Source organism: Pseudomonas syringae group sp. J248-6 (genome assembly GCF_032586995.1).
GTDB classification, from domain to species: domain Bacteria; phylum Pseudomonadota; class Gammaproteobacteria; order Pseudomonadales; family Pseudomonadaceae; genus Aquipseudomonas; species Aquipseudomonas amygdali.
The window spans coordinates 81,443-105,670 of the sequence record NZ_JAWHOP010000004.1 but is presented as its reverse complement, the minus strand read 5'-3'; the positions used below and the strand labels follow the sequence as shown (position 1 = coordinate 105,670).

The 24,228-nt window shown below is 58.4% G+C and carries 22 protein-coding genes; 15 read left to right on the top strand and 7 right to left on the bottom strand.

Annotated features, from left to right (window positions below; genetic code table 11):
- Positions 1-161 precede the first annotated feature (161 nt).
- On the bottom strand, positions 162-785 hold the full coding sequence (locus RYC17_RS06945; protein WP_004657835.1) for a glutathione S-transferase: 624 nt from the start codon (positions 783-785) through the stop codon (positions 162-164).
- Positions 786-947: 162 nt separating this feature from the next.
- Between RYC17_RS06945 and RYC17_RS06940 the strand changes: the two genes are divergently transcribed.
- From RYC17_RS06940 to RYC17_RS06930, 3 genes are all read left to right on the top strand, one after another.
- Positions 948-3,395, top strand: coding sequence for an acyl-CoA dehydrogenase (locus tag RYC17_RS06940; RefSeq protein WP_058408940.1), 2,448 nt, complete (start codon positions 948-950; stop codon positions 3,393-3,395).
- 76 nt (positions 3,396-3,471) lie between these two features.
- Positions 3,472-3,882 (top strand): PA2817 family protein, encoded by a 411-nt coding sequence (locus RYC17_RS06935; RefSeq protein ID WP_004657828.1) that lies wholly within the window; start codon positions 3,472-3,474, stop codon positions 3,880-3,882.
- A 201-nt stretch (positions 3,883-4,083) separates the two neighbouring features.
- A complete protein-coding gene (locus RYC17_RS06930; RefSeq protein WP_058408941.1) occupies positions 4,084-4,938 on the top strand; it encodes a pirin family protein in 855 nt (284 codons plus the stop codon).
- 107 nt (positions 4,939-5,045) lie between these two features.
- On the opposite strand, the gene aceE is transcribed toward RYC17_RS06930, so the two are convergent.
- On the bottom strand, positions 5,046-7,715 hold the full coding sequence (gene aceE / locus RYC17_RS06925) for a pyruvate dehydrogenase (acetyl-transferring), homodimeric type (protein ID WP_058408942.1): 2,670 nt from the start codon (positions 7,713-7,715) through the stop codon (positions 5,046-5,048).
- A 144-nt stretch (positions 7,716-7,859) separates the two neighbouring features.
- On the opposite strand from aceE, the gene RYC17_RS06920 reads away from it, so the two are divergent.
- Positions 7,860-8,312 (top strand): MarR family winged helix-turn-helix transcriptional regulator, encoded by a 453-nt coding sequence (locus tag RYC17_RS06920; protein ID WP_058401664.1) that lies wholly within the window; start codon positions 7,860-7,862, stop codon positions 8,310-8,312.
- A 2-nt stretch (positions 8,313-8,314) separates the two neighbouring features.
- Here the strand turns inward: RYC17_RS06920 and RYC17_RS06915 are convergent, their stop codons facing one another.
- Entirely contained in the window at positions 8,315-9,418 is a 1,104-nt protein-coding gene (locus RYC17_RS06915; protein WP_122258283.1) for a transketolase-like TK C-terminal-containing protein, read from the bottom strand.
- A 289-nt stretch (positions 9,419-9,707) separates the two neighbouring features.
- On the opposite strand from RYC17_RS06915, the gene RYC17_RS06910 reads away from it, so the two are divergent.
- Entirely contained in the window at positions 9,708-10,451 is a 744-nt protein-coding gene (locus RYC17_RS06910; RefSeq protein ID WP_057422269.1) for a helix-turn-helix transcriptional regulator, read from the top strand.
- Between the two features lies 1 nt (position 10,452).
- On the opposite strand, the gene RYC17_RS06905 is transcribed toward RYC17_RS06910, so the two are convergent.
- Positions 10,453-11,133, bottom strand: a complete 681-nt coding sequence (locus RYC17_RS06905) for an acyl-homoserine-lactone synthase (RefSeq protein WP_058408944.1) — start codon at positions 11,131-11,133, stop codon at positions 10,453-10,455.
- Positions 11,134-11,350: 217 nt separating this feature from the next.
- On the opposite strand from RYC17_RS06905, the gene RYC17_RS06900 reads away from it, so the two are divergent.
- From RYC17_RS06900 to RYC17_RS06880, 5 genes are read left to right on the top strand one after another with little or no spacing between them, the layout of a single operon-like run.
- The gene (locus tag RYC17_RS06900; RefSeq protein ID WP_122258284.1) at positions 11,351-12,547 is read left to right on the top strand and encodes an aminotransferase class I/II-fold pyridoxal phosphate-dependent enzyme; all 1,197 of its coding nucleotides are present in this window, start codon (positions 11,351-11,353) and stop codon (positions 12,545-12,547) included.
- Positions 12,540-13,058, top strand: coding sequence for a DUF6190 family protein (locus tag RYC17_RS06895; RefSeq protein ID WP_058401660.1), 519 nt, complete (start codon positions 12,540-12,542; stop codon positions 13,056-13,058). Before RYC17_RS06900 ends, RYC17_RS06895 begins: the two co-directional genes overlap by 8 nt.
- Positions 13,048-13,845, top strand: coding sequence for a dihydrodipicolinate synthase family protein (locus RYC17_RS06890; RefSeq protein WP_316902668.1), 798 nt, complete (start codon positions 13,048-13,050; stop codon positions 13,843-13,845). Before RYC17_RS06895 ends, RYC17_RS06890 begins: the two co-directional genes overlap by 11 nt.
- Positions 13,845-14,702 carry an iron-containing redox enzyme family protein gene (locus RYC17_RS06885; RefSeq protein WP_122281462.1) on the top strand — a complete coding sequence of 286 codons (858 nt, stop codon included), beginning with the start codon at positions 13,845-13,847 and terminating at the stop codon, positions 14,700-14,702. The genes RYC17_RS06890 and RYC17_RS06885 overlap by 1 nt, the downstream gene beginning before the upstream one ends.
- Positions 14,686-14,922: a Rieske (2Fe-2S) protein gene (locus tag RYC17_RS06880; protein ID WP_002552658.1), complete on the top strand. Its 237-nt coding sequence runs from the start codon at positions 14,686-14,688 to the stop codon at positions 14,920-14,922. Before RYC17_RS06885 ends, RYC17_RS06880 begins: the two co-directional genes overlap by 17 nt.
- Before the next feature lie 41 nt (positions 14,923-14,963).
- On the opposite strand, the gene RYC17_RS06875 is transcribed toward RYC17_RS06880, so the two are convergent.
- Positions 14,964-16,145, bottom strand: a complete 1,182-nt coding sequence (locus RYC17_RS06875; protein WP_002552657.1) for a patatin-like phospholipase family protein — start codon at positions 16,143-16,145, stop codon at positions 14,964-14,966.
- A gap of 33 nt (positions 16,146-16,178) precedes the next feature.
- Entirely contained in the window at positions 16,179-17,111 is a 933-nt protein-coding gene (locus RYC17_RS06870; RefSeq protein WP_122281464.1) for a lipid A biosynthesis lauroyl acyltransferase, read from the bottom strand.
- Between the two features lie 120 nt (positions 17,112-17,231).
- Between RYC17_RS06870 and minC the strand changes: the two genes are divergently transcribed.
- The 5 genes from minC (at position 17,232) to RYC17_RS06845 (ending at position 21,669) form a co-directional block, all read left to right on the top strand.
- Positions 17,232-17,972, top strand: coding sequence for a septum site-determining protein MinC (gene minC, locus RYC17_RS06865; protein ID WP_002552655.1), 741 nt, complete (start codon positions 17,232-17,234; stop codon positions 17,970-17,972).
- Positions 17,973-18,203: 231 nt separating this feature from the next.
- On the top strand, positions 18,204-19,016 hold the full coding sequence (minD, locus tag RYC17_RS06860) for a septum site-determining protein MinD (RefSeq protein WP_002552654.1): 813 nt from the start codon (positions 18,204-18,206) through the stop codon (positions 19,014-19,016).
- Entirely contained in the window at positions 19,016-19,270 is a 255-nt protein-coding gene (minE, locus tag RYC17_RS06855) for a cell division topological specificity factor MinE (protein ID WP_002552653.1), read from the top strand. Before minD ends, minE begins: the two co-directional genes overlap by 1 nt.
- Positions 19,271-19,360: 90 nt before the next feature.
- Entirely contained in the window at positions 19,361-19,996 is a 636-nt protein-coding gene (locus RYC17_RS06850; protein ID WP_004657795.1) for an RluA family pseudouridine synthase, read from the top strand.
- A 383-nt stretch (positions 19,997-20,379) separates the two neighbouring features.
- On the top strand, positions 20,380-21,669 hold the full coding sequence (locus RYC17_RS06845; protein ID WP_002552650.1) for a M18 family aminopeptidase: 1,290 nt from the start codon (positions 20,380-20,382) through the stop codon (positions 21,667-21,669).
- Positions 21,670-21,921: 252 nt separating this feature from the next.
- Here RYC17_RS06845 and RYC17_RS06840 read toward each other — a convergent pair.
- The coding region (locus RYC17_RS06840; protein ID WP_316902667.1) for an Ice nucleation protein at positions 21,922-24,228 on the bottom strand (2,307 nt) is incomplete at its 5' end.

Genomic DNA, 24,228 nt, shown 5'->3' with positions numbered 1-24,228 from the left:
AAAAAGGAATGAAGCAGACCGGGAACACACGCCTGTCATGACGACCCAGGCATGCAATGGTGCTTGGCTGGGTCATTCAAGTACAGACACATCTGTTAATAGTAAATATCAAGAGCCGGACATGAGCCCGGTCAACTATTTTAAAGGCTCAGACTGCATGCTCAGGTCAGCGGACTCATGACGGCCTTGCGATACGCCGGACGCGTCTTGAGGCGTTCATACCAGGCTTGGAGGTGGGGCAGCGGCGGACGTTCAATCGGCATTTCGAACCAGCCGTAGGCGAAGCACCCCAGGGGAATGTCGCCCATGCCGAAAGCCTCGCCGGACAGGTAAGGCTGGCGAGACAGTGCCTCATCGGCGACCAGCAGCAGGCTGTGCAGGGTCTTGATGCCTTGCTCGATGGCCGGCCAGTCCTGTTTCTCGGGCGGCGTGCGTACCACGCCCCAGAACACCGGGCTGAACGGGGCCGCGATGGTCGAGGAGGTCCAGTCCATCCACTTGTCGGCGTTGGCGCGGGCCTGAAGGTCAGCGGGGTACAGGTCCGAGTCCGGGGCATGGCGGGCGGCCAGGTAGCGTACGATCGCGTTCGACTCCCAAAGCACGAAGTCGCCGTCTTCAATCATGGGAATCCGGCCATTGGGGTTTTTCGCGCGGTAAGCCGCTTCATTGACCAGCCCGAATGCCCCACCGGCGTCCTGCGTCTCATAGGGCACGCCCACTTCTTCGGCAATCCAGAGTGCCTTGCGCACATTGCTGGAATTCTTCCGTCCCCAGATCTTGAGCATTGCGTTCCCCTCGCAGTCGCTGATAAATAAAGGCTCACAGTCTACCCCGAAGCGGCGGCAACTTCCTCGTCAACCAGGGGTCACTATCGATGTCGCCTCACCACTGCCCGGCGACCAGTTCTTGATCGCTGCCACGGCGGCGGTCATCACGGAGGAATACCTATGCTGTTGTTGTGGATTGTAGTGCTGGTCGTCGGCATTGCCTGGCTGGCCCATCGGCGTACCGCCCCGCTCCCGGCGCTTGGCGTGGTAGCCGTCTACCTGCTGGCCATGGGCATTTTCAGCCACGCGCCAGGATGGCTGCTGACTGTTTTCTGGGTGCTTTGGCTGGCAGTGTTCGTACCTGTTGTGCTGCCCGACCTGCGCCGTAAGCACTTCACTGCGCCCATGTTCAGCTGGTTTCAGAAAGTCCTGCCGCCCATGTCGGAAACCGAGCGCGATGCGATTGACGCCGGTACCGTCTGGTGGGATGGCGAGCTGTTCAGCGGTCGCCCGGACTGGGACAAGCTGCTGGCCTACCCAAAAGTCCAGCTCACCGAAGAAGAACAGGCCTTTATCGACGGCCCGACCGAAGAACTCTGCGCGATGGTCAGCGACTGGGAAATCGGCCAGGCAATGGACCTGCCGCCCGAAGCCTGGGCGCACATGAAAGAACACGGTTTCTTTGCCCTGATCATTCCGAAAGAATTCGGTGGCAAGGGCTTCTCGGCCTACGCCCACTCTCAGGTGGCCATGAAGCTGGCCACCCGCAGCGGCGACCTGGCCTCCACCGTGATGGTGCCTAACTCCCTCGGCCCTGCTGAATTGCTGCTGCATTACGGCACCGACGAACAGCGCAACCATTACCTGCCACGTCTGGCACGTGGCGAAGATATCCCCTGCTTCGCGCTGACGGGTCCATTGGCAGGTTCCGATGCGGGCGCGATGCCCGACACCGGAATCATCTGCAAAGGCCAGTGGCAAGGCGAAGAAGTCATCGGCCTGCGCCTGACCTGGGAAAAGCGCTACATCACCCTTGGCCCGGTCGCCACCCTGCTTGGCCTGGCCTTCAAGGCTTACGACCCTGAGCATCTGCTAGGCGAAGAAGAAGATCTGGGCATAAGCCTGGCATTGATTCCAACCGACACGCCAGGCGTTGAAATCGGCCGTCGCCACTTGCCGCTGGGCGCGGCGTTCATGAACGGCCCGAATTCGGGCAAGGACGTCTTTGTCCCACTGAGCTACCTGATCGGTGGCCAGCCAATGCTTGGCAAAGGCTGGATGATGCTGATGAACTGCCTGTCGGTAGGCCGTTCGATTTCGCTGCCCGCGGTCGGCACCGGCGCTGCCAAGTACACCAGCCTGGTCACAGGCCAGTACGCCAAGGTGCGCGAGCAATTCAATGTACCGCTGTCGGCGTTCGAAGGTATTCAGGAAGCACTGGCGCGTATCGGCGGCAACGCCTGGCTGATGGACAGCGCGCGCATGCTGACCGCCAATGCGGTCGATCTGGGCGAAAAGCCCTCGGTGCTCTCCGCGATCCTCAAATACCACCTGACCGAGCGTGGCCGCGAATGTATCGGTCACGCCATGGATGTGCATGGTGGCAAGGGCATCATCATGGGCCCGAACAACTACCTGGGCCGCAACTGGCAAGGCGCGCCGATCTTCATCACCGTCGAAGGGGCGAATATCCTTTCACGTAACCTGATGATCTTTGGCCAGGGTGCCATTCGCTGCCATCCATTCGTACTCAAGGAAATGGCCTTGGCCGGGCGCGAAGACAAGCAGCAGGCGCTGCTCGAGTTTGACGCGCTTCTGCTCAAGCATATCGGCTTTGCGGTGAGCAACGCTGCCAGCACACTGATTCTTAATCTGGGCTTTGGCCATTTCGAAAGAGCACCGGGCAACAGCCTGAGCCAAGGCTACTTCCGCGCGTTGAACCGTCAGGCAGCAGCGTTCGCGATGTTGGCGGACTTGAGCATGATGCTGCTGGGCGGCGAGTTGAAACGCCGTGAGCGCCTGTCGGCGCGTCTCGGTGATGTGCTCAGTCATATGTATCTGGCTTCGGCGGCACTCAAGCGCTACCACGATCTTGGCTCGCCGGATCACATGAGCCCGCTGTTTCGCTGGGCCATGGAAGAAAGTCTGGGCCATTCAGAACGTGCCATGGACGAAATTCTCGGCAACTTCCCTAACCGTGTGCTGGGTGGGCTGTTGCGTGCAGTGGTGTTCCCGTTCGGTCGTCGTCACAAGGGCCCTTCGGACAAGCTGGACGCCGAAGTTGCACAGGTACTGGGCCGCGCCAAGGGCGATCCGACACTGGAGGAGTTGCTGGCAGGCTGCTATCGCCCGCAATCGGCAGAAGATCCGGTCGGCGCGCTGCAACACGCCATCGACTTGCTGAGCGCCGCCTATCCGCTGCACAAGAAGCTGCAAGTGGCGCTCAAGAGTGGTCAGATCAAACCGGCCGCAGGCGAGCACGCCATCGACGCTGCGTTGCGCATCGGTGCCTTGCAGGCAGAAGAGGCACAGACACTGCGTACAGCCGAAGCCGCCCGTCGCAAGGTGATCGACGTGGATGATTTCGACAAGGAAGAACTGACCCAGGCAGCGGGCAAGATTCGCTGATAGTCAGGTCACACCACACAGCAGGCGCGTAGAGCTTTATACTCTCGCGCCTGTTTTTGCATTTGAGGATTACCCGATGGCCGACGCCACTCTCGATCACCAACTTGGCCTGCTGGCACACCTGCGCAGCATTCTGGTCGCGCTGGGCGAGGCCGAGCAGGTTCCGGAAGAAAGCCACGCGCTGTTCATGGAGCGCTTCGACGAACTGGTCGAGCAACTGCCGCAGGACCCGATAGAAAGCCAGTACCTGGGCCAGGACATCCTGTGTCAGGTCATCCAGCGCTACCCGCAAATCGCCCACCTGGTACCTCGCGACCTGCTGTGGTTTTTTGCCGGTGACTGCCTGCATTTCATGCCGGATGATGAAATCGAGCTGTATCAAGCGCTGGAAGAGCGCCGTTACGAAGCCGAGCAGAACGACGAACCGTTTGACTGGAACCAGGAAAAGCAACTGCTGGCCATGTCGACACAGGGCAGCAAACACTGATCACCCAGCGCTCTCAAGCCTGACCCGGAGGCTATTCCGGGCAGGTTGCCTGTTACTCACGCCAATACGTATCAGCAGGCAACACATCGACAAATACGATCATTCCGTTTCGGGATTCGAATCAGTTTATCGAATAGACAGGCATACCATGACACTCCCTGGCGCCTGAAAAGGCCACCTGATAAGGAGTGCTCTCTTTCCATGACTCAATTTCGTAAAGTCCTGTCGATTCAGGCAGGCCAACCTGCCTCTGACGGCGCGGGAGTCAAACTGACACGCGTTTTCGGCGGACGGGGCGTGGAACAATTCGATCCATTCCTGATGCTGGACGAGTTCGGGTCGGACGTGCCTGATGACTATATCGCGGGCTTTCCACCTCATCCGCACCGTGGCTTCGAAACCGTGACCTACATGCTTGAAGGCCGCATGCGTCACGAAGACCATATGGGCAATGTGGGCCTGCTGCAGGGCGGCGGCGTACAGTGGATGACCGCCGCACGCGGGATCATTCACAGCGAAATGCCTGAACAGGAAGAAGGCACCATGCGAGGTTTTCAGCTATGGCTGAACCTGCCGGGCAAGAACAAGCTGAACGACGCCAGTTATAAGGACATCCAGCCGGAAAACGTTCCTCGCCTGACCACTGCAGCCGGTGTGCAGGTGGTGGTATTGGCCGGGCATTTCGACGATGGCCAGGTTCAACAGGCCGGTGCGGTACAGCGCCCGGATACCGAGCCCCTGTACTTTGACTTCGACATGCCTGCCGGCAGTCGTATCAGCCCGCGCATGCCCGAAGGGCATCTTGCATTGCTGTACGTTTACGAAGGCAGTATCGAAATAGAAGGCAGCGCACAGTCAGTGAGCAAGCGCCATCTTGCGCGCCTGTCTGACACCGGTGATTTGCAGATCAGCAGCACCAAGGGTGCACGCGTCTTGTTGATTGCCGGCAAGCCCTTGCGCGAGCCGATCGTGCAGTACGGGCCGTTCGTGATGAACACCCGCGAAGAGATTGACCAGGCGTTGCGTGATTTCCGGGAAGATCGTCTGACGGCGTGACAGGCTAAAGTGAGCAGATACTCTCACGCAGGTAATCAGGAAACCGTGCACCTCGCTTGAAGTGCACGGTTTCGCAACTACTGTCTCGTGACAGAGACGAGCGCGACTCAGACCAGCACAGGGTTCTGCTTGCCTGGGTCGATCTTGTAGCGTTCGATGGCCTGGGCCACGACCTTACGCTCGACCTTGCCGTCATCGGCCAGCGCCTTGAGCGCAGCCACAGCCACGAAGTAACGGTCCACCTCGAAGAAATGACGCAGCGATTCACGGGTATCGGACTGACCAAAACCATCCGTACCCAGCGCCACGAAACGACGCAGGGGTACGAATGGACGGATTTGGTCAGCGAAAATCTTCATGTAATCCGTTGCTACTACGACCGGCCCTTCCCTGTCGGCGAGACAGCTTTCAACGTAGCTCAGGCGCGGCTCCTGCTCAGGGTGCAGCAGGTTCCAGCGCTCGACGTCCTGGCCTTCACGGCGCAGCTCGGTGAGGCTGGTAACACTCCAGACTTCACTGCTCACACCAAAGTCGTCCTCCAGCAATCTGGCGGCTGCAATGACTTCGAGAAGGATCGACCCGCAGCCCATCAATTGCACGTGTTTGCCGGAGTTGACCGACGCACTGGCCTGCAATGGGTACATCCCTTTGATAATGCCGGCTTCGGCGCCCTCGGGCAGATCAGGGTGCGGGTAGTTCTCGTTGAGCAAGGTGATGTAGTAATAGATGTCCTCATTTTCGGCAAACATGCGGCGCATGCCGTCCTGAATGATCACCGCCAGTTCGAAGGCAAACGTCGGGTCGTAAGACACACAGCACGGTATCGTCGACGACATCACGTGGCTGTGCCCGTCATCATGCTGCAGGCCTTCGCCCATCAGCGTGGTCCGGCCTGAGGTGGCCCCCAGCAGAAAGCCCCTGGCCCTGGCATCACCCGCCGCCCAGGCCAGATCGCCCACACGCTGGAAACCGAACATCGAATAGAAGATATAGAACGGCACGGTCATCACGCCATGGTTGGCGTAGGACGTACTGGCTGCAATCCATGAGGAAATGGCGCCGGACTCGTTCAGCCCTTCCTGCATGATCTGCCCGTCGGTGCTTTCCTTGTAGTAGCTCAGTTGCCCTGCATCCTGTGGCGTGTACAACTGACCGACATGGGAATGGATGCCGATCTGGCGGAACAGGTTCTCCATACCAAAGGTTCGCGACTCGTCCGGCACAATCGGCACAATCAACTTGCCGATGTTCGGGTCCTTGAGCAGCGTCGAAAGGATGCGCACAAAGGCCATGGTCGTCGATATACCGCGATCACCGGTGCTTTTCAGCTGGGTATCCAGCACCGAAAGCGGCGGAACCTGCAAGGTGGCCGCGTCACTGAAACGCGCCGGAATGTAACCGCCCAACTGAGCCCGGCGGGCCTTGAGGTACAGCGCTTCGGTACTGCCCTCGGCGGGTTTCAGATAAGGCATGTCGCCCAGTTGATCATCGGTGATGTCCAGAGAGAAACGGTCGCGGAAGGCCCTGATTGCCTCTGCCCCGAGTTTCTTCAACTGGTGATTGATGTTCTGCCCCTCGCCCGCCTCGCCCATGCCGAAACCTTTGACCGTCTTGGCCAGAATCACGGTCGGCCCGCCCTTGTGACGCATTGCGGCAGCGTAGGCGTTGTAGACTTTTTCCGGATCGTGCCCGCCCCGCGAGAGCTTCCAGATATCGTCGTCGCTCATGTCGCTGACCAGCTCCAGCAACTCCGGGTACTTGCCGAAGAAATGCTCACGCACGTAGGCGCCGTTCTGGGATTTGTAGTTCTGGTACTCGCCGTCCACGCATTCCATCATGCGCTGACGCAGCAGCCCGCTCTTGTCCTTCTCCAGCAGCGCATCCCAGCCACTGCCCCAGATGACCTTGATTACGTTCCAGCCAGCGGCGCGATACAGGCTTTCGAATTCCTGAATGACCTTGCTGTTGCCACGCACCGGGCCGTCGAGACGCTGCAGGTTGCAGTTGACCACGAAGATGATGTTGTCGAGCTTTTCGCGCCCGGCCAGCGCAATGGCCGCCTGAGACTCGGGCTGGTCCATTTCGCCATCGCCGAGAAATGCCCAGACCTTGCGGCCCTGATGCTCCTTGAGCCCGCGATTTTCCAGGTAACGCATGAAGCGCGCCTGATACGCCGCCGTAATTGGCCCAAGCCCCATGGAGACCGTAGGGAACTGCCAGAAGTCCGGCATCAGACGCGGATGTGGATAGGACGAAATGCCATCGCGATCCGTTTCGCGACGGAAGTTGTCCAGTTGCTCTTCGCTCAGGCGACCTTCCAGGTACGCCCTGCCGTAAATGCCCGGCGAAGAATGGCCCTGAATGTAAACCAGATCGCCAGCGAACTGCTCGGTACGGCCACGGAAGAAGTGATCAAACCCCACGTCATAGAGCACGGCGGCAGACGCGTAGGAGGCGATATGGCCGCCCACACCGGAATGCTTGCCGGCACGCAGTACCATCGCCAGGGCGTTCCAGCGGATGAACGCGTTGATACGCTTTTCAACCTGAAGGTCACCCGGATAAGGCTGCTGACGGTCGCTGGGAATAGTGTTGACGTAGGGCGTCGTGACCCGACCATAGAAATCGCCGTGTTGAGCGACATCGAAGTCCAGCAACTGATCGATCAGGTAGTGCGCGCGCGGGCGCCCTTCACTGTTGAGTACCGACTCAATCGATTCGAGCCATTCGCGGGTTTCTTGCGGATCCTCGTCAAGAAACCGGGGTTGCTGTGCCATCGTCGTCTCCTACTGTGATGCGGCAGTGGACGCCGGACAGGCGTCTGCCTTGAAAAATCTGATTGCAATTGCAATCACATGCCGGAATTTATCCCGTGCTCGGTTACTATTGCAACCCTCAAGAATTTCAGACAAAGGTGATTCATGTCGTCAGCCGAACCGGATACGTGGTTCAGATTCGTCAGGGCGCACCGCTGTCTTATTCGCGAAATCGAACGACGTCTGGCGGCGGCCGAGCTGCCCCCATACGCTTGGTATGACGCGCTCTGGGGTGTGGAAAGCGGGCCTCAGGGCATGCGCCGCATGCATGAACTGGCCGATGTCATGGCCATCGAACGCTACAACCTGACCCGCCTCATCGACCGCCTTGAAAGCGAAGGGCTGGTGGAGCGCCACAGGTCCGACAGCGACGGCCGGGGCGCTGTGGCAGCGATCACCGACAAGGGCCGGGCACTGCGCAAACAGATGTGGCAGATCTACGAAACGGCGGTTGACGAGCTGTTTCTGGCGCAATTCGACGCCCCGCAGCGCCGCGTGTTTGCTGATGCGCTGGAGCGTGCCGCACTGGCAGCCCGACAAAGTGGCAGTACAAGCTGACATCAGACCAGCCGATAGCGTTGCAGGGCGAGTTTCAGCGGCTCGTAACTCAGTTGCCCGCCCTCCGCAAGCGCGGTCAGGGCCTGAACGACAATCCACTCGGGGCTGATTGCAGGCTTACCTTGCGGCGCAGCGGAATCGGCTCCCAAGGCAACAAACCGTCCGGGGACATGTTCACGCAGTTGCTCGGCCACGGCCTGCGGATAACCGGTGACCGCCACCACGGCGTCGTGCCCTTCGCCGAGGCAATCACGCAGGTGCCAGGACCGAGGGGTCTTCAAGGGATGGAAACGATTCCAGCGTCGGCCAGAGCCGGCATCGCGCGCCAGTCGGGTATAGCTGGGGCAGCTCCAGATTTCGCAATCGACATTCCAGTGCTCCTTGAGCAGGCTTGCCGCCTGATGCACCGAACGCAGGGCCAGGCCCGCGCCCAGCAGGCGTACGCGACGGCCGTCATTGCCGGAAACGGCATCGCCAACCCGATACATACCTTGCACAGCCGCCGCAGCCTGCGTCTCGCTCAACGCACTGACCTGATCATTGGATTCGTCATGCAACGCCATGTAATAGAAACCGGCCCGGCCCTCAACATACAGGCTGTGCAAGGCGTGCAGCGTGATAGCCCGAGCCTCCGCGGCATCCGCAGGGTCATAAGGCTGACACTTGCGGTTTGAAAGGAGCCACAACGGCAGCCACGGATGAGCGCCCTTGGGCCAGCGAGATGGCAGCGTCTCGATGTCGTTGCAGAAAATTCCACGTTGGGATGACTCCGATGCCAGCGCGCTCAGTTCGGCCGAGGTTTCGCTGCTGATCATGTAGATCAGAGGCAATTCGACCTTGCCGGCCTGAGCAGCAAATCGCAAAGGCCAGGCGCTGGCGAGCACGCCCTCCTGCTCGCAGACCATGTGCTTGCTGGCTCGCACTACCGATATGCGCCGCGAGGTAGACGGGTCTCGCGTCAGGCGCTCAACGATGTCGGCCATTGCAAACAGGGGTGAACAGCACCCGCGCAGTGCAAGCCCCGCAGCCGCTTGAATCTTTTCCATGCAAGCCAGCGCTGCGACCCGGGTTTGCGGCGCCAACTGGTGGCCATTTGCGCTGTTCATCTCTACTCCTTGCTGTCGGACAAGCGTCCTTGCACCATAATGGAACGAAGAATATGATTGCAATCGCAACAAAATCATAATTGGTGTGCGTGATCACAGTGCAGGGCCCAACGCCCGAACACGCGTGCACTCGCATGCGAATGCTTCGACGAGCGCACTTTTTTACAGCCTAAACCTGTGTTCAAAATCAAAAGACACAGGTAGTCCATGTTTTCATGTACTACTTAAATTACAAATGAGGATAATGAGTACAGCCAGGCCGAGAACAAAACAATAAACAAGGTATTACATGGAGGTTCGTACCGTGAAAGCCCAACTTGACTGCCCACCGTTGAAGATAAACGGGGCCCCCGCCCCGCTCCGTCAACTGATCGAAGACTTTGAAAACGATCTGCACCACATTGGCGATTTCACTTATGCCTACTTTTCCACGCCCAAGACGCGTAATGTCAAACCCGTCATTTTGTCCAATTACCCCGACTCCTGGCTGAAATCTTATGTAGCCTCAAACTATCACCTCATTGACCCCATCATCAAACATGCCTGGCATAGCATTACGCCATTCTTCTGGAGAGAGGCCCGCAATGCCGCTCAAGGCGTCGAGACCGACGATTTCCTGAAACGATCGGCCAAATATCAACTGTCCTCGGGGGCCACTTTCACCCTGCACGATGCCAGCGGGCTTTTTGCCGCACTGAGTCTTTGCAATGCCCGGCAGCAGAATGATTTCGATCAGCGAATCCGCGAAAAGGCCGCCGATATCCAGATGAGTCTCATCCGCTTCCATGACCGTTTGATCAAGACCCGAGCGCCCCATGAACTCTTTCCGCAGCCCACCCAGTGCAAGTTGTCCACCCGCGAAACAGGTGTGTTGAAATGGGTGGCCATGGGCAAGTCGTACAGCGAAATCGCTGAAATATTTTCCATCTCGGAACGCACCGTGAAGTTTCACATGTCCAACGTCTCCAGCAAGCTCGAAGTGCGCACTGCCAAGCAGGCAGTCTACAAAGCAATCAACATGGGCATGGTCTGACTCAGGCAGCGCTGTGCATGCAGGCTGGCGGTGCGGGGTCTGACACGCCAAGCGCTATCGGCCAACGCAGCAGGTCATCCGTAACAGGCTGTCTGAGGGCAATATTCCCGAGCAGCCGCTGATGGTTGTCGGCCGTCACCGGCATCTCCAGCAGCAGCACTGTCTCGCCTGGCGATGCTTCACCGGTCGACAGCACATGGTGCTCCCATCCGGACTTGCGCACGATCCGCGCCATTGCCTTGCTGACCACCGTGATGATCGATTGCAAACCGGACAACGCAGCATGGTTGTGCATGGAGAACAGCAGCATTTCGGTCAGTGGTGCGTGCAGAATACCCAACGAGCGTGCCCGAGCCGTGTCGACAAAGAACCGACTCGACTCCGCCATGGCAGCATTTTTGGGCGCAGGGCAGTCAAAAAAACTGCGGAATGGGCCTTCCAGCATGTAGGGATCACAGGTGTTGATCAGCCTTAGTCCGGCCAGCGGAACCCCGTTCCAGCTTCCGACAAGGTAAGTGGTATTGGCATTGTCGTATTCATCAAATTCAAATGCATGACTCACACGAACTTTCCACTCAAGCCGATCTGAAAAAATCTTCTTGCGCATGGAATATAGCGTTTCCAGCAACGTAACGGGCATCGTCGTGTAACTGGCTAACTGAAACTCAAACCCGCTCGACATATAAACTCCACCTTGCACAACCAGTGTGAAGCATCGCGTATTTCAAACGGTAAATCTACTGTACCTAAGAACAGGTCCATACCTTGAAATATAACATTCTGTTATTTGCACTTAGGTACAGTGTTATTTCAGCCAAAAATAAGGAAATCTGCTTGGGCGTTCTGGATATCCAGGACGGCTGCGCCCCAAACAATAATGACTCCATAGGGATAATGGTATGAACAGTCTATATGCCGGTATCGACACCTTGAACGCGGTTCCTGTTCTGGACGATATTACCCAACACGAAATCTCTGCCCTCAAAACCCGTTTCAACCTGGCCGATGCGCACACTCATCAGGATCAGAGCGACACTCAGCGCATGATCGTCGCCAGCCTGCCCGAGCTGTGGTATCAGGCGCAGAACCAGACCCAATACCAGAGTGAGCAGGCCTTCATTCATGCCTTTTTCACCTTCCATGGCCAGCACCATGCGCTGAAACGCCACGACGAAATCTATCTCGTCTACGCAGCGTCCATCGCCATGCACATTACCGCGACCTACCTGCGCAAACAGAACATGAGTGTCGGGCTGATCGAGCCTTGCTTCGACAACCTGCACGATCTCTTGAAACACATGGAAGTGCCCATGTCGGCACTCGATGAAAGCCTGTTCACCTCATCGACCGAGGTGTACGCAAACTTGCAGAAAGCGGCCATCGGGCTGGATGCGATCTTTCTGGTCGATCCCAATAACCCGACCGGTTCCAGCCTGTTTGCCGGCGGACCGGATACGTTCGTCGAAGTGGCCAGATACTGCCGCGATTACAACAAACTGCTGATACTCGATTTCTGTTTCGCCTCGTTCTTCAAGGCGGCCGGTCGGGAACGCGTGGACGCCTACGCGATTCTCGACGATATCGGCACGCAATACCTGGTCATGGAAGACACTGGCAAGACCTGGCCGCTACAAGACACCAAATGCGCCACCCTCATGGCCAGCCAGGACATCAACGCCGATATCTACAGCATCGTCACCAGCGTCCTTTTGAACGTCTCGCCATTCATCCTCAATGTGGTTACCCGCTACATCGAGGACAGCAACGACGATGACTTCAACTCCGTGCGTTCGGTGCTGGACGTCAACCGCCGCATGGCCCGGGCGGGTCTTGAGGGCAGGGTTTTGCAGTATGTGGAACCGATGATCGACACCAGCGTGGCGTGGTTCGAGATTCTGCCCACTGGCATTAACGCCGATGAGTTGCAGGCTTATCTGCTGCAATGGGACGTGTACGTGCTGCCGGGCAAATATTTCTACTGGAGCCAGCCCGAAAAAGGCCAGCGTTACATACGTCTGGCACTGGCACGCAAACCGGACGAATTCGCGGCTGCGGTTCAGGTCATCGCCAAGGCACTGGAGAACTTCCATGTCTGACTTCGACCTGCCAATGATCGACGCAACAGTGTTCATGGGCATGCACCACGCCGATCCAGGTGTGCGTGACAAATCCCTGGGCTTCTTTTCCCGGTTCTACGAAAGCAGCGTGCAGATGAATTTCGCCCAGATAGGCATTTGCGACGCCATTATCTGGAAGAAAAGCCGTGCCTTGCAGGACGTGTACTACCCGTTCATGGATGTACTGCACACTGACATGGCCATCCAGCGCCAGGGCTGCAGCGAATACATACTCCAGCGCGCCGCGACGGACACACTGCTCAAAGGCCTGCCCGTCGAAAAGAAACTGCTGGCGGCGCAGGTACTGGAGCAGGAAATCCCGTTTTATACCCACGATCCGGAGCTGCTGCGCCTGCACGTCCTGCAGCCTTTCCTGCAGCCGTTCGAAAGCCCCGTCAGACAGCCTGCGTTCCCGGAGATGTTGCAACGTCTCTATGACCAGTCGAGTGCCATGGTGATCCGCAACGAGGACTTTGAACATGTCTGGTAAAACCATTCTGGTGCCGCTGGTAACGCCTCTGAACGAACAGGCGCAGGTCTGCGAAACCAGTCTTGAACGTCTTTTGAGCAGCCTCGCAGCCCACGTCGACGGCTACATTCCATGCCTGACCTCCGGAGAAGGCTGGCGGCTGTCGCGCCAGCAGTGGCTACAGATGCTGGAGCTGACCCTACGCCACGCAGGCGACAAGCTGGTCATCGCCGGGATTGAGCGCAGTTCGACGCAGGAGGTACTGGACTTTGCCCTGATGGCTCAGGATGCCGGCGCGCAAGCGGTGATGTTCACCTCGCCGTTTACACCCGGTATCAGTCAGCAGGTGATCATCGACCATTACCAGACCATTCATGACGCGACCCGTCTGGATATCTTCATGTACAACGAGGCCGCCCTGTCAGGCAACGAGAAGACCTTCGCCACCCTCGAAGCCATCGCGCAGTTACCCAGGGTGATTGGCCTCAAGGACTCGCCATCCATGCCTCGCTCGCAGGATCAGGTGGATGCCATTCGGCAACAGGGCGTCGACTACTTTATCGGCTGGGAAATGCAGCTGGCTGGCGAACTGGAGTCCGACGGCAACGTGGTGTCCCTCGCCAACCTGGAACCGCTGCTCTGTCGGCAAGCGGCTGACCGCCAACAGCCAGCGCTCAGTCAGGAAATCGCGACGCTCAATGAACGGTATCTGCTGAGTGCGTCCGACTGGTACGCCCAGGTCAAGCGCGAGCTTAAAGCCCGTGGCGTGATCGACAGCGACCGGGTTATGACCGAGGAGGCTGCTTAATGGAAAACATGCAAAAACAACTGTTTCTGGCCAATCGTGCACTTATCGAAAAACTCGTGCCTATCCCACAGGAACTCCTGGCATTCGAGCAGCGCTGGATCGACGACGCCATCGAACGCAGCATGACCGCGGATGTTCCTGGTGATCTTGCTGGTCTGCGCAGGATGCTGGCCGAACTGGTCGAGCTGGAGAGCAGCGAAGTGCCGCCCAGCGCGCACTATGTCGGCAGCGACATGACGCTCGATGAGTTTCGGATTCTGGTTCAGGAGTTTGCGTTGGATGGTCTGACCGAAGCGCAGGTTTTCTATCATTTGATGCCCAGGCTCAGCCTGCCCGCGCAAATGCCCATGCTGCGCATGATGATCGACGAGTTTGGCTCGGGAAACCTCAAGCGCTCGCATACCACGCTGTATCAGGACCTGCTGCGCGAACTGGACATGCCGCTGGACCTGCAATTCTATGTGGAGGCCAACTCCAGTGCCGGTTTCACCTTTCCCAACATGTTCTGCTGGCTGGCCATGCGCGCGGATGATCCATCATGGTTTGCCGGGGTCATTACCTACTTCGAGACCGTGGTGCCGTTCTTTTTCGAGTGTTACACCCAGCTCTGCGAGCGATTGCAGATCCAGGCTCATACCTACTACTCCGAACACGTTCATATCGACGTTTTCCATGCCATCGAGGGGCAGCGCCTGCTCAAGGCCATGGACGTCAGCGGTGATCTGGCCCCGGTGAAAGCCTGGCGAGGCATCTGCATGGGGCGCGAGATCACCAATCTGGCATTCGACCTGGCCGTAGAGAAAGCTCGCCGACTCAAGCACTTCAACAAGGAGGCCAACCTTGAACGAGCCTGCTGAGTTTCGTCGTCCCGACACGTTCACCGTGCATATCGGCCAGGAGCAATACCTGGTACCGAGTAGTTGCCCGCATCGTGAGGGGTGGCTGGAGCATGGAGTGGTCAACGAGAAACGCCGATCCATTACCTGTCCCCTGCACTTCTCGGTGTTCAGTCTCGAAACCGGAGAGCAATTGAGCGGCCCGCCTTGTGGCAACCTGCAGGTTCGGCGACTGAGGTAGAAGCGCGTCCCACGGCAGGATTGGCTCCTGCCGTGGAGGCGTCATGTGAGGCGCAGGAACCTTTTCAGTTCCGCACCCTGGGCAATCGCATCGTGTCGGCCCAATTCGATCAGTTCGCTGCAATAACCCGATTCGAACAACAGATAGCTCAGGACACTGGCGCCACTGCTTTTGGTCGCGCCCGGCCCGCGCAGGAACGTGCGCAATGCAGGCGGAAGTTCACGGCGGTGCCGGGCAGCGATTTCGTCCAGCGGGCGGCTTGGGGAAATCACCAGCACTTCCACCGGCTCCATACCCGGCTGCCTGATCTGATCGCAAGGCAGCAACGCGCTGGCCATGTTCAAGCGCTCCAGCAACTCGATATCGCTTTCCAGATTATCGATGAAGGTGCTGTTGAGCATGTGGCCGCTGATCTGCGCCAGACTTGGCTGTATGCCGATTGGCGCACGCGGTGCCGGCCTTTCGGTTTTCAGCCCGCGCGGATTGCCACTCACGCCTACGACCAGAACACGATTGGCGCCCAGGTGCAGCGCTGGACTGATCGGTGCCGACTGACGCACGGCACCGTCACCAAAGTATTCCTGATCCAGCATTACGGGGGCGAACAGCAAGGGAATGGCCGAACTGGCAAGCAGGTGATCCACGGTCAGCTGAGTCGGGCGGCCGATACGTCGATGACGCAGCCAGGGCTCGATGGTGCCGCGGCCCTGATAGAACGTGACTGCCTGCCCTGATTCATAGCCAAAGGCTGTTACCGCCACGGCGCGCAGGTGATGGGCATCAATGGCGGCCTCGATCCCGGACAGGTCCAGCCGCTCATTGAGCAGTTCACGCAGAGGCGAGCTATTGAGTAAGGCAACCGGGATATTTCGCCCGAAGCCCATCAGGCTGCGGCCGAAAAAACGGCTGGCCTGATGAATCACACCAGACCAGTCGCTACGCAGCACCTGATGGCTGCGGAACGACTGCCAGAACTCGGTCAACTGGTGAATGGCAATGCGAAAGTGCAGCGCGCCGCTGGCCAGTTTCACCGCGTTGATTGCCCCGGCTGACGTACCGACAATGACCGGAAAGGGATTGGGAGAACCGGGCGGCAGCAAGTCGGCAATGCCTGCAAGTACGCCAACCTGATACGCAGCACGCGCACCGCCACCTGACAAAATAAGCCCGGTCACGGGCTCGACTTCGGTTACAGCCTGGGTCACTACTGCGGTATCTGGCATCTACAACTGGCCTCGATGGTCAACGACGCTTTTTTATCTACGTTTGTTATATAGCTTCGGTTCGCCAGCCGGTCGACTCTTGAAGCGCCGATGCGCCCAAAGATACTGTTCCGGGCATTCAGTGATAGCACTTTCTACCCATTGATTGATACGCAAGCAATCGGCTTCGTCGCTCTCACCCGGAAAATCCTGCAGCGGTGGGTGAATCACCAGCCTGTAACCGCTGCCGTCAGCCAGACGCTGCTGAGTGAACGGCACCACTTGAGCACGGCCCAGACGCGCAAATTTGCTGGTAGCGGTCACGGTCGCGGCCTGAATGCCGAACAGCGGCACAAAGATGCTCTGTTTAGCGCCATAGTCCTGATCCGGTGCATACCAGATGGCCCGGCCGGCACGCAGCAACTTGAGCATGCCGCGCACGTCATCGCGCTCTACAGCCAGCGAATCAAGGTTGTGCCGCTCGCGTCCGCGACGCTGGACGAAATCGAACAGTGGGCTCTTGTGTTCGCGGTACATGCCGTCGATGGTGTGTTGCTGGCCCAGCAGTGCCGCACCGATCTCCAGCGTGGTGAAGTGCAGCGCCATCAGAATCACGCCCTCGCCTTTCTCCTGAGCATTCTGCAGGTGCTCGAGCCCTTCGACATGAGCAAGTCTGGCCAGACGTTTTTTCGACCACCACCAGCTCATGGCCATCTCGAAGAAGGCGATCCCGGTGGAGGCGAAGTTTTCCTTGAGCAGACGCTTGCGCTCGGCGGCGGACATATGAGGAAAACACAGCTCAAGATTGCGTGACGCGATATTTTTTCGATCAGTGGCCACTCGGTACATGACCGCACCCAATGCCCGACCGATGGCCAGCAGGGCGCGAAACGGCAACTGGACAACCAGCCATAAAAGCCCCAGCCCCAGCCACAACGGCCAGAAACGGGGGTGAAGGAAACTGGCTTTAAAGCGCGGGCGATCCATTTGGGCTTCCGTCAGAACAAAGGCCGCGCATTCTACAACGGTTCTACCTGCTTGCGGCTCGCGGGCGTTCTCGCTATAAGTCTCGGCACTTTTAGCGACAAGCTGTTGTGTATATCAACCATGAGCCAGATTGAATCGCAAAACCCGGAACCTGTATTTCAGCTCAAGGGCAGCATGCTCGCCATCACTGTGATGGAGCTGGCCCGGACCAACCTTGAAGCGCTCGACAGGCAACTGGCGGCGAAAGTGGCACAAGCCCCCAACTTCTTCAGCAATACGCCGTTGATCCTGGCTCTGGACAAACTCGCGCCGAACGAAGGCCCGGTGGATCTCCCCGGGCTGGTGCGTATCTGTCGCCAGCACGGTCTGCGCACCCTGGCGATCCGTGCCAACCGCATCGAAGACATCGCTGCAGCCATTGCCGTTGATCTTCCGGTGCTGCCGCCGTCCGGCGCACGTGAGCGCGTAATCGACCCGATTGAAGTCGAAGCGCCGAAAAAGATCCCGGAAAAACCACCCGAACCGCTCATCAAGCCGACCCGCGTGATAACCGCTCCGGTGCGCGGCGGTCAGCAGATTTATGCCCAGGGCGGCGATCTGGTTGTGGTTGCGCCGGTCAGTCCCGGTGCGGAACTTCTGGCCGATGGAAACATCCATGTGTACGGCCCAATGCGCGGCAGGGCACTGGCGGGAATAAAAGGCGACACGAAAGCACGAATCTTCTGTCAGCAGTTGAGTGCAGAGCTGATTTCGATTGCCGGGCAATACAAGGTTTCCGAGGACTTGCGCAGGGACCCTCTATGGGGCTCGCCGGTCCAGGTCAGCCTGTCAGGTGATGTGTTGAACATCATTCGTCTTTAACGGATACTGCCGCAATTTTCAAAGTATCTCTGATTCGTCGCGAAACCGTCGTGAAGGCGGCAGGAAGTTCTGACAAGCACTGCTTTTCAGCGGGTATATGAGTTGAAAGTAATAGCTTAACGCTACCTTTCCGGAATCAGACCCCAGAATTGACACAATGCTTCGACGGGCGCGGCGCCAGGAGATGCTCTTCAGGGACTTAATGTCCTTTTCCTCTAGGGGTGATACACCTTGGCCAAGATTCTCGTTGTTACATCCGGCAAGGGTGGTGTGGGCAAGACCACCACCAGCGCCGCTATCGGTACCGGTCTCGCATTGCGTGGTCACAAGACAGTCATCGTCGACTTCGACGTCGGCCTGCGTAACCTCGACCTGATCATGGGTTGCGAGCGTCGGGTCGTGTATGACTTCGTCAACGTGGTCAATGGCGAAGCCAACCTGCAACAGGCGCTGATCAAGGACAAGAAGATCGAAGGCCTGTACGTGCTGGCTGCCAGCCAAACCCGTGACAAGGAAGCACTGACCAAGGAGGGCGTTGAAAAAGTCCTCATGGAGCTGAAGGAATCGTTCGAATACATCGTCTGCGATTCGCCGGCAGGTATCGAGACCGGTGCTCACCTGGCCATGTATTTCGCCGATGAAGCGATCGTCGTGACCAACCCCGAAGTATCCTCTGTGCGTGACTCCGACCGTATGCTGGGCCTGCTGGCCAGCAAATCACGTCGTGCCGAACGCGGCGAAGACCCGATCAAGGAACACCTGCTGCTGACTCGCTACAACCCTGAGCGTGTCAGCAAGGGCGAAATGCTTGGTGTGGAAGACGTCAAGGAAATCCTTGCTGTTACCCTGCTCGGCGTGATCCCCGAATCCCAGGCTGTCCTGAAAGCCTCCAACCAGGGCGTGCCGGTCATCCTCGATGACCAGAGCGATGCTGGCCAGGCCTACAGCGATGCCGTTGACCGCCTGCTGGGCAAAGACCGGGAACATCGCTTCCTGGATGTGCAGAAGAAAGGATTCTTTGAACGTCTGTTCGGGGGTAATTAATGAATATTTTTGACTTCTTTCGTGACCGCAAAAAAGAAAGCACGGCCTCGGTAGCGAAAGAGCGTCTGCAGATCATCGTTGCGCACGAACGCGGCCAGCGCAGTACCCCGGACTACCTTCCTGCACTGCAGAAAGAGCTGGTGGAAGTGATCCGTAAATACGTCAATATCGAGTCCGATCAAGTTCAGGTTGCGTTGGAAAGCCAAGGCAGCTGCTCGATTCTGGAACTCAATATCACCCTGCCAGATCGCTGATCAGGCAGTCGCTTGCGGCGGTATCGGCGCACTTCTCAGGAAGCTGCGCCCTTACCGCCGTTGGCGTTTTTAGCGTTTCGAGGCCGTTGCATGCCGTTGTCGAACATCCGCATCATTTATCAGGACGCAGCCGTTCTGGTAATCGATAAGCCTACCCTGCTGCTTTCCGTCCCCGGCCGCGCCGACGACAACAAGGATTGCCTGATTACCCGCCTGCAGGAAAACGGCTTCCCCGAAGCCCGCATCGTCCATCGTCTGGACTGGGAAACGTCGGGCATCATCCTGCTGGCCCGCGATGCAGACACGCATCGCGAACTGTCGCGTCAGTTTCATGATCGCGAAACCGAAAAAGCCTATACCGCACTGTGCTGGGGTCAACCGTCGCTGGACAGCGGCAGTATCGACCTGCCGTTACGCTACGACCCGCCCACCAAGCCCCGGCATGTCGTGGATCACGAGGGTGGCAAACACGCGCTGACATTCTGGAAAGTCGTCGAACGTCACGACACCTACTGCCGGGTCGAACTTACCCCTATTACCGGCCGCTCGCACCAACTGCGGGTGCACATGCTGTCGATCGGTCATCCGCTGCTGGGCGATGGTCTGTATGCCCACCCCGAAGCGCTGGCGGCGTATCCGCGCCTGTGCCTGCATGCCAGCATGTTGAGCTTTACCCATCCGGGCACCGGCGAGCGGTTGACCTTCGAGTGCCCCGCGCCTTTCTGATCTGAATGACACGCTGGCTATCGTGCAGATGCTCCGCGTCATACAGCTGCTCTGACTATCGTTCCCACGCTCCGCGTCACACAGCGGTTCTGCGACTTCAGGTGAATTTAGGGTCGACTCAGGTCACCTTTTCGCCCCTCGGCGAGTTACTTTGATGGGGCCAAAGTAACCAAAGCCCCCCCGCTCCTGTTTCCGGCCCGACTTCGTCGGGTTCCTTCGCCCTGTCACTGATCCGGGGGTCGCCGGATCAGCGCCAGGACTCAGCCGTCACTAACGTCGCACTCTGCGTCGTCAGTGCCACCGCGGTTGAAAAGCGTTTCTGTGGCAGCGGCAACGACTGAGCCAATGGGGTAAACTCGCGCCATTGCTGTCTGGAGCTATTTATGCGCGCAGAGTTGAACAACGGCCTCATCGATTTTCTGAAGGCTTCTCCCACCCCGTTCCACGCCACCGCCACCCTCGTGCAACACTTCGAAGCTGCGGGTTTTCAGCGGCTGGATGAACGTGATACCTGGGCAATAGAAACTGGAGGTCGTTACTTCGTCACCCGTAATGACTCCTCTATCGTCGCCTTCCGCATGGGCCGTCAGTCGCCACTCACCGGCGGGATTCGCATGGTTGGCGCACACACGGACAGCCCGTGCCTGCGGGTCAAACCGCAACCGGAACTGCAACGCCAGGGCTTTTGGCAGCTGGGCGTCGAAGTCTACGGCGGCGCGCTGCTGGCACCGTGGTTTGACCGTGATCTGTCGCTGGCAGGTCGCGTCACCTTCCGCCGCGATGGCAAAGTTGAAAGTCAGTTGATCGACTTCAAGCTGCCGATTGCCGTGATCCCCAACCTGGCCATCCACTTGAACCGCACCGCCAATGAAGGCTGGGCGATCAATGCGCAAAACGAACTGCCGCCGATCCTCGCGCAAGTGGCTGGCGACGAACGCGCGGACTTCCGTGCGCTTCTGACTGATCAACTGGCCCGCGAACACGGGCTGAATGCGGACGTGGTGCTCGATTACGAGCTGAGTTTCTATGACACACAGAGTGCCGCCGTTGTCGGCCTCAATGGGGACTTCCTGGCAGGCGCACGCCTGGACAACCTGCTGTCGTGTTATGCCGGGATGCAAGCGCTGCTGAACAGCGAAAGTGACGAAACCGCTCTGCTGGTGTGCACCGATCATGAAGAAGTCGGTTCGTCGTCGACCTGTGGCGCAGACGGCGCAATGCTTGAACAGATCGTCCAGCGCCTGCTACCGAGCAGCGAAGACTATGTACGAACCATTCAGAAATCGCTGCTGATATCGGCTGACAACGCCCACGGCATACACCCCAACTACGCCGAAAAACATGACGCCAATCATGGTCCCAAGCTCAACGCCGGGCCGGTGATCAAGGTCAACAGTAACCAGCGCTACGCCACAAACAGTGAAACAGCCGGTTTCTTCCGCCATCTGTGCATGGCTGAAGAAGTACCGGTGCAGAGTTTCGTGGTGCGCAGCGACATGGCCTGCGGCTCGACTATCGGGCCAATCACCGCCAGCCATTTGGGGATCCGCACGGTAGACATCGGCCTGCCGACGTTCGCCATGCATTCGATTCGCGAACTGGCTGGCAGTCATGATCTGGCGCATCTGGTCAAGGTATTGAGCGCGTTCTATGCCAGCCACGAGCTGCCATAACGCCTGCAATGATTGATTCTCGTGGGGGCGGCGTGCTGCTCCCGCGTAACAGTTCTGACGCCCGGTCGAATACCCTGATTGAAAAAATAAAGTTTCGCGGCTTACACATAAAAAACAACGCAGGTTTTATCGGTTTTACCCCTGGCACCTTTGTGCCGTACACCGTTGGTTCGTTTATAAAGGGACATCATGTCCCGAACCGCACCGACGTACCCTGTCGATGATTCAGTACGAATAACCCGGTTACGTGACTCAGGTATCGTCCTCGTCGGTTTTATTGACGATATCGTCATCGTCGTTCACGTAATACGGAATGTCGGCTTCAACACCGTTCTCTCCCGTCCTGGCCACCAATTGTCTGTACCGCTTACCGTCCCAGAGCCTGAAAACAAGCGTGGAGTCTTCTCCTGCCGATAACGTGGAACCTTCACTGCCAATAAGTTTGCTGCGAGCGCCTGCTGTCAACACACTGTTCTTTCCAGCGGTCAGTCTGCTTTGGTCTCCCGCCATCAACGTGCAGTCATGCCCGCCGGTCAACTTGCTTCTGTCTCCAGCGGTGAGGTAACTGTTGTTACCGGCCAGTAGTTTACTGCGGTCCCCCGCCGTCTGATTACTGTCTGCACCGGCGATAAGTCTGCTGCGGTCACCTGCCAGCTGTACGCTGCCTGCACCGGCTATCAGCGTGCTGCGAAAACCTGCGGTCTGCGAACTGCCCTTGCCGGCGATAAGCATGCTTTTGTGTCCGGCCACCTGAATACTTTCATGGCCCGCAATCAACGAGCTGCCATAACTTGCAATCTGGTTACTGCCGTAGCCCGCAGTCAATGTGCTGCGAATGCCAGATGTGAGACTGCTGCCATAACCGGCAATTAACACACTGCGAAGCCCGGCGATCAGCGTACTGCCGTAACCTGCCGTCAGAAAACTTCGGATTCCGCTGGTCAGGGAACTGCCATAACCAGCGATCAATGAGCTGTCCTGCCCGGCTGTTGCCGTACTGCCATACCCCGCCGTCAGTGAACTTCCATGCTCGGCAGTCAGGGTACTGCCATAACCTGCCGTGAGCGTACTTTTATAGCCTGCCGTCTGCGTACTGCCATAGCCCGCGATCAGCGAACTCTCATAGCCGGCGGTAGAGGTACTTCCGTAGCCGGTGGTGAGCGAGCTTTTTTCCTGCGCGGTTTGCGTACTGCCATAACCGGCTGTCAACGTGCTCTCGTAACCTGCCGTCTGCGTGCTGCCGTAACCGGCAATCAGCGAGCTTGCATAACCTGCGGTGGAAGTGCTTCCGTAACCTGTAACCAGGTCACTGCGTTCCTGCGCCGTTTGCGTACTGCCATAACCCGCAGTCAACGTGCTCTCGTAACCTGCCGTCTGCGTACTGCCGTAACCCGCGATCAGCGAACTTCCATAGCCCGCAGTGGAAGTACTTCCGTAGCCGGTGGTCAGCGAGCTGCTGTCCTGTGCGGTTTGCGTACTGCCATAACCGGCTGTCAACGTGCTCTCGTAGCCTGCCGTCTGCGTACTGCCATAGCCAGCAATCAGGGAGCTTGAGTAACCCGCAGTCGACGTGCTTCCGTAGCCTGTCACCAGGTCACTGCGTTCCTGTGCCGTCTGGGTACTGCCATACCCGGCAGTCAATATGCTTTTGAAGCTGGCCGTTTGGGTGCTTCCATATCCGGCGATAAGCGAACTGTTTGATCCTGCCGTTGAGGTGCTGCCATAACCTGCGACCAGGTCACTGTATTCTCTGGCCGTCTGAGTACTCCCATAACCGGCGGTCAGCATGCTTCTGTAACTCGCGGTCTGGGTGCTGCCATACCCTGCGATCAGCGAACTGCCCGAACCTGCGGTTCCCGTACTGCCATAGCCCGCAATCAGGTCGCTACCGTCCCTGGCAGTCTGAGTGCTTCCGTAGCCAGCGGTCAGAATACTTTTGCGGCCTGCTGTCTGCGTACTTCCATAGCCCGCAATGATGAAGCTCTCATGACCCGCGGTGCCCGTGCTTCCATAGCCTGCGGTCAGGTTACTGTCAGCGCCGGCCGTTTGCGTGCTGCCGTAACCGGCAATCAGCGAGCTGTCGGCACCGGCTGTCCCGGTACTTCCATATCCGGCCGTCAGGGTGCTGCCTTCACGGGCAGTCTGGGTGCTGCCGTAACCTGCAGTGAGCGAACTGCCGCTGCCCGAGGTTTGCGTACTGCCGTAACCGGCGATCAACGAGCTGTCGGAACCTGCCGTGCCGGTGCTGCCGTATCCGGCGGTCAGATTGCTGCCTTCCTGTGCGGTTTGCGTACTGCCATAGCCCGCAGTGAGCGAACTGTCGCCTCCAGAGGTTTGCGTGCTGCCGTAACCGGCGATCAACGAGCTGTCGGAACCTGCCGTGCCGGTGCTGCCGTATCCGGCGGTCAGGTTGCTGCCGTCCTGTGCGGTTTGCGTACTGCCGTAGCCCGCTGTCAGTGCGCTGTCACTTCCCGATGTCTGAGTGCTGCCATATCCGGCGATCAATGAGCTATCCGCGCCTGCGGTGCCGGTGCTGCCGTACCCAGCCGTCAGGTTGCT

Excerpts from the sequence above, each read along its gene's own strand:
- RYC17_RS06945 (WP_004657835.1), bottom strand. The coding sequence starts at position 785 with ATGCTCAAGATCTGGGGACGGAAGAATTCCAGCAATGTGCGCAAGGCA.
- RYC17_RS06940 (WP_058408940.1), top strand. The coding sequence starts at position 948 with ATGCTGTTGTTGTGGATTGTAGTGCTGGTCGTCGGCATTGCCTGGCTG.
- RYC17_RS06935 (WP_004657828.1), top strand. The coding sequence starts at position 3,472 with ATGGCCGACGCCACTCTCGATCACCAACTTGGCCTGCTGGCACACCTG.
- RYC17_RS06930 (WP_058408941.1), top strand. The coding sequence starts at position 4,084 with ATGACTCAATTTCGTAAAGTCCTGTCGATTCAGGCAGGCCAACCTGCC.
- aceE (WP_058408942.1), bottom strand. The coding sequence starts at position 7,715 with ATGGCACAGCAACCCCGGTTTCTTGACGAGGATCCGCAAGAAACCCGC.
- RYC17_RS06920 (WP_058401664.1), top strand. The coding sequence starts at position 7,860 with ATGTCGTCAGCCGAACCGGATACGTGGTTCAGATTCGTCAGGGCGCAC.
- RYC17_RS06915 (WP_122258283.1), bottom strand. The coding sequence starts at position 9,418 with ATGAACAGCGCAAATGGCCACCAGTTGGCGCCGCAAACCCGGGTCGCA.
- RYC17_RS06910 (WP_057422269.1), top strand. The coding sequence starts at position 9,708 with ATGGAGGTTCGTACCGTGAAAGCCCAACTTGACTGCCCACCGTTGAAG.
- RYC17_RS06905 (WP_058408944.1), bottom strand. The coding sequence starts at position 11,133 with ATGTCGAGCGGGTTTGAGTTTCAGTTAGCCAGTTACACGACGATGCCC.
- RYC17_RS06900 (WP_122258284.1), top strand. The coding sequence starts at position 11,351 with ATGAACAGTCTATATGCCGGTATCGACACCTTGAACGCGGTTCCTGTT.
- RYC17_RS06895 (WP_058401660.1), top strand. The coding sequence starts at position 12,540 with ATGTCTGACTTCGACCTGCCAATGATCGACGCAACAGTGTTCATGGGC.
- RYC17_RS06890 (WP_316902668.1), top strand. The coding sequence starts at position 13,048 with ATGTCTGGTAAAACCATTCTGGTGCCGCTGGTAACGCCTCTGAACGAA.
- RYC17_RS06885 (WP_122281462.1), top strand. The coding sequence starts at position 13,845 with ATGGAAAACATGCAAAAACAACTGTTTCTGGCCAATCGTGCACTTATC.
- RYC17_RS06875 (WP_002552657.1), bottom strand. The coding sequence starts at position 16,145 with ATGCCAGATACCGCAGTAGTGACCCAGGCTGTAACCGAAGTCGAGCCC.
- RYC17_RS06870 (WP_122281464.1), bottom strand. The coding sequence starts at position 17,111 with ATGGATCGCCCGCGCTTTAAAGCCAGTTTCCTTCACCCCCGTTTCTGG.
- minC (WP_002552655.1), top strand. The coding sequence starts at position 17,232 with ATGAGCCAGATTGAATCGCAAAACCCGGAACCTGTATTTCAGCTCAAG.
- minE (WP_002552653.1), top strand. The coding sequence starts at position 19,016 with ATGAATATTTTTGACTTCTTTCGTGACCGCAAAAAAGAAAGCACGGCC.
- RYC17_RS06850 (WP_004657795.1), top strand. The coding sequence starts at position 19,361 with ATGCCGTTGTCGAACATCCGCATCATTTATCAGGACGCAGCCGTTCTG.
- RYC17_RS06845 (WP_002552650.1), top strand. The coding sequence starts at position 20,380 with ATGCGCGCAGAGTTGAACAACGGCCTCATCGATTTTCTGAAGGCTTCT.